At 35.1% G+C, this 3,437-nt stretch carries 3 protein-coding genes; all 3 read right to left on the reverse strand.

Going from position 1 to position 3,437, the window contains the following annotated elements; translation table 11 throughout:
• Positions 1–583: 583 nt before the first annotated feature.
• Entirely contained in the window at positions 584–1,027 is a 444-nt protein-coding gene (locus tag ACFVSH_RS24390) for a hypothetical protein (protein WP_076368886.1), read from the reverse strand.
• Positions 1,028–1,048: 21 nt separating this feature from the next.
• On the reverse strand, positions 1,049–1,873 hold the full coding sequence (locus tag ACFVSH_RS24395) for a DUF3100 domain-containing protein (RefSeq protein ID WP_192204383.1): 825 nt from the start codon (positions 1,871–1,873) through the stop codon (positions 1,049–1,051).
• Between the two features lie 78 nt (positions 1,874–1,951).
• A complete protein-coding gene (locus ACFVSH_RS24400) occupies positions 1,952–3,172 on the reverse strand; it encodes a M20 metallopeptidase family protein (protein WP_387708313.1) in 1,221 nt (406 codons plus the stop codon).
• Between the last annotated feature and the right edge of the window lie 265 nt (positions 3,173–3,437).

Below are 3,437 nucleotides of genomic sequence, written 5' to 3' on the forward strand. Positions count from 1 at the left end.
GCTTCTTATCTTGACCTACTATCATCAAATGTCTGAATTCTACACCCTTTTACACGTCTAATTTTTCTGGTTCATCTAACTCTCCAAAATATAGGCTTCTCAATCCTTCCATAGTCAAATCAATATATATTCCTTAAATTACATTAGACTACTTAAGAAAGAGGCTTTATCTAATTCATGAGATATTTTTTTCTTTCCTTTTCTTTTCTTTTCTTTTCCTTCTAACTGTTTATAAATTGCTTCATTATATGAAACAGACATTGAAATAACTGCAATCCTCTGGCTGCTTCAATGTTAAAGAATATAAATAACTATATATTGCGTAGGATATTTTGCTAATCATATCTATATCCATTGGAAATCAGATACCAATCTAGGAACCTAATACTTCAGTTCTTTCGGGAGAAATTGATGCTATCCTTGCATAAAAAAATGCCCGATTCCATAATCTTAGGATCGGACATTTTATAAAGCCATTAAAGTTAAAGTGAACTGTGCTGCTCTTTTGACATCTCATACAGCGTAGACATCTTTTTCGTTTCCTTGGTTTTAAGTGAAATACTAGTAGCACGAACACAAAAACTTAATGGAATTTACCAGTTAATCTAAAACCAATTTCTGCAACTAGGGTTGATAGTAAAAATGTTCCTGTATATACAACTAGAGATATAACAACTATACGCCATCCCAATTTCTTGAATTCTTTCAAATCTTTCCCGAAAGAAAGGCCAGCATAAGCCAAAATAGGTGTTGCCAAGGCCATAAAATTAACTTGTTCTGTTATTTTAATGATTGATGCGTTTCCTGGAAAAATCGGGGTTGTAACCAATAAGGCTAACATAGAAACCCAAACAACAATTGGTAGTTTAATAGGGGAGATTTTTGCGAAAAAGAACCCTAATATCGTTACAGCAACAATGATCATCATACCTGGTAATGCGTCAATTGGTGAAACATTGTATCCAATCCAATTTCCCATAATAGCTATTATGCCGATAATTATAAAAGTCAATATTTTATCTTTCATATAAAATCTCCCCTTTATGCCCTATGCTTCAATATTTTTGATTTGATCTTTTTTTGACTTTCGCCCTAAAATAGGCTCAAATTTTTTGTATAAATAGTTTGTAAAAGGAAGAGAAAAGAATACACATATATACGTTCCTAAAATTGTTGTAATTAAGTTAGCAGCACCAGCAAAAACTGCGATATCCTTTGCGGATTCCGGGAATATAACAGCTAATGCCCCTGACATGGCAGCCATCATACTACCTGAGCCTACACCCGCACCCATGGCTAGTGAAATTGGATGAAACCAACCAGTTTGAGCCAAAAAGCTTGCTAACACTGACAGATATAAAGCCCCAAACAAAGTACCGCAAACATATACGCCCAGCGCTCCCCGTCCTTCTGGTGAATCCGAGCCATATTTCTCAGCGATAATGGCTAAGTTAGGTTCTCTATCGATTGAAAAAGTAGCACCGACTGCTTCTCTTTTCATTCCAAGTAATAAAGCAATCGGTAACCCTAATAGGATAGTACCTGCGAAATGTCCCACTTCTTGTAATCCTAAAGAAATCCCAGCATCAAATATCTTCGGCAATGAAGGCCCCATTAACATTCCCAATTTGGCTACAAAAAGCATGAATGAAATCCCTAAAATATTGGCTGCTACATTCATTTCCTTCATTTTTAAAATTTTGAAAGAAGGTAAACTAATAATGGCTCCGATAATTAATGCATACAACATTGGAAATAATGCAATGGCTCCAATCCCAATGTTAAACGTTTTGACGCCAATAAATTCTGTAACACAGACTAATATCAAAACAAATAAATGAATTTTCCAATTACGCAGAGAATTTTCTTGCACTATATTACACTCCTTTTCTACAAATTATGCTGATTCTAAAAGGAAAACCAACACTGTTTTTACTTATCATTTTTTAATTTATTGAATTTTTTCAGTTGTATTCATAGCTAGTCCTACGATAAGGGAAATCCCTTGGATCATCGCTTTTTCATCTGGTAAAAATACGTCACTATGCAGCTTCATCGGATCCTCAGGGTTTTCTCCTACTCCCAAGAAGACAAATGTACCAGGGACTTTTTCTAAATAGAAGGCAAAATCTTCACTTGCCATACTTGGTTTAGACAACCACTGCACTGAGTTTTCTCCAAATAAATCAGTAGCAATGGCAGCAACATGTTCATTAAATTTTGGATCATTCATTGTAACAGGATACCCCACTGTAAAGTTATAGTTTATTTCAACTTCTAATTTAAGTGCGGAAGCCACTCCTTCGATAATTCGTTGGATGCTTGCAGCCACTTCCTTACGAGTGCTCGCATTAAGTGTTCGTACAGTTCCTTTAAAACTAGCTTTTTCAGGAATAATATTATAGCCATCCCCTGCTTCAATTGTTCCGATTGTAATAACAACGGAATCTACTGGATCTGTTTCTCTGCTAACAATTGTTTGTAGAGCTGTTACAACATGAGCAGCACCCACAATAGCATCTACTCCTTGATGCGGTGCTGCCCCGTGACCTTGTTTACCTTTTAATACAACATCAAAAGAATCCATACTTGCCATTATCGCACCATTTCTAAAACCATAAGTTCCAGTAGCTAATTCAGGCCAAACATGAAAAGCAAAAGCATGGTCGACGGGAGGGTTGCTCAATACCCCTTCTTCAACCATCATTATTCCCCCGCCCTTCATCTCTTCAGCAGGTTGAAAAATGAATTTTATTGTACCCGCGATATGATGCTTATTTTGAGATAAAATATTAGCGGCAGATAGTAACATTGCGGTATGCATATCATGTCCGCAAGCATGCATAACCCCAGGATTTTTAGATTTGTAGCTTACATCAGTCTTCTCCTGTATAGGTAAAGCATCAATATCAGCTCGCAAAGCAAGCACAGGTCCCTCTTTATCTCCACGAAGAAAACCCACAACACCTGTCTTAGCCACTCCGGATGTCACTTCAATTCCAAGATCTTTTAAATAATTCGCAATTATTTCAGCCGTTTTATGCTCTTCAAATCCAAGTTCAGGATTTTCATGGATCATTCTTCTTAATCTCACAGCTTCTTCATATATTCCAGATGTTTGCTCTACTATTTCAGTTGACTTTATTGCATTTGACATTTTTTTGATCATCATCATTCATCCCCTAAAGAAAAATAAATACAAAATATTCTAGCTATAATATCAATATTTTAGTTTTAAAAACTTTCATTATAATAAAAAAATGATTTTTTTGAAAAAACCTTATAATTTGATAATTCTTAATAGATATTGTTATACTACCATTTCAAATATTTACTGTAAATATTGAAAATACAAAAAATTCATTATTCTCTTCAAGCGAATGTTCAAAAAGGAGAACAAATAAGCCAAGATGTTCGAGGAACGATTGTCTCGAGGC

Source organism: Peribacillus sp. NPDC058002 (genome assembly GCF_042886655.1).
GTDB classification, from domain to species: Bacteria; Bacillota; Bacilli; order Bacillales; family DSM-1321; genus Peribacillus; species Peribacillus aracenensis.